This window comes from Acinetobacter sp. V2 (genome assembly GCF_001188385.1).
GTDB lineage: Bacteria > Pseudomonadota > Gammaproteobacteria > Pseudomonadales > Moraxellaceae > Acinetobacter > Acinetobacter oleivorans.
In genome coordinates, this window is the sequence record NZ_JZFB01000001.1 from 127,333 (window position 1) to 128,089 (window position 757).

Annotated in this window: 1 protein-coding gene; it reads left to right on the forward strand. The window is 47.0% G+C overall.

The window, feature by feature from the left end; translation table 11 throughout:
• Window positions 1–757 (forward strand): phage late control D family protein (locus tag UC75_RS19450; RefSeq protein ID WP_228136977.1); only part of this gene is annotated, 757 nt, incomplete at both ends.

Sequence of the window (757 nt, forward strand, 5' to 3'; positions counted from 1 at the left end):
CTGTCAGGTTGCCATCGATCAGGTGACTGACATGGGTCAGTTTTTTAGAACAACGGGCATTATTACCGAAGCAAGCCAAGGTCAAAGTGACGGCTCACTCACCATTTATAACTTAACCTTAAAAGACCCAACAGCACTCTGGCATAAACGACGTAATAGCCGCGTGTTTATGAACAAAAGCGTGCGGGATATTAGCGAAATTTTATTTAAGGAATGGCAGGGCAAAAGTCCGTTATTTGCCTCAAGCTTAACGCTCGACACGGCAGGCTTAACGAAAGACTACGATGTGCGTCCATTTGTGATGCAGTCAAACGAAAACGATTATGACTTTTTAACCCGTTTATGGCGTAGCGAGGGCATTAACTGGTTGGTCGATGAATCGCAACTTTTGGTCGCTGACCCGAATGCTTCTATTCAGCCGCAGGTGTTACGTTTAATTGACGATAACCAAAACTATCAGTCCCTTGAACGCCGTAACTTACGCTACCAACGCAGCAGTGCTACCGAACAGTTTGATACCATTACCCAAGTCAAAGCTGAGCGCCGCTTACAACCGACTTCGGTTCATGTGCAACGCTGGCAAGCTGATGCCCTACAACAAGAAGAAGGCAGTGGTAGCGTACAGGGCACACAAAAGCACAGCGAACACTATGATAATGCCAGCTTAAACCTTGAAGATGCATGGCATGTTAGCCCCGCGTGGATGCAGGACTTAAACGGTGAAGACCAAGCCACAGCTTCAGGCAATAGCCAGATT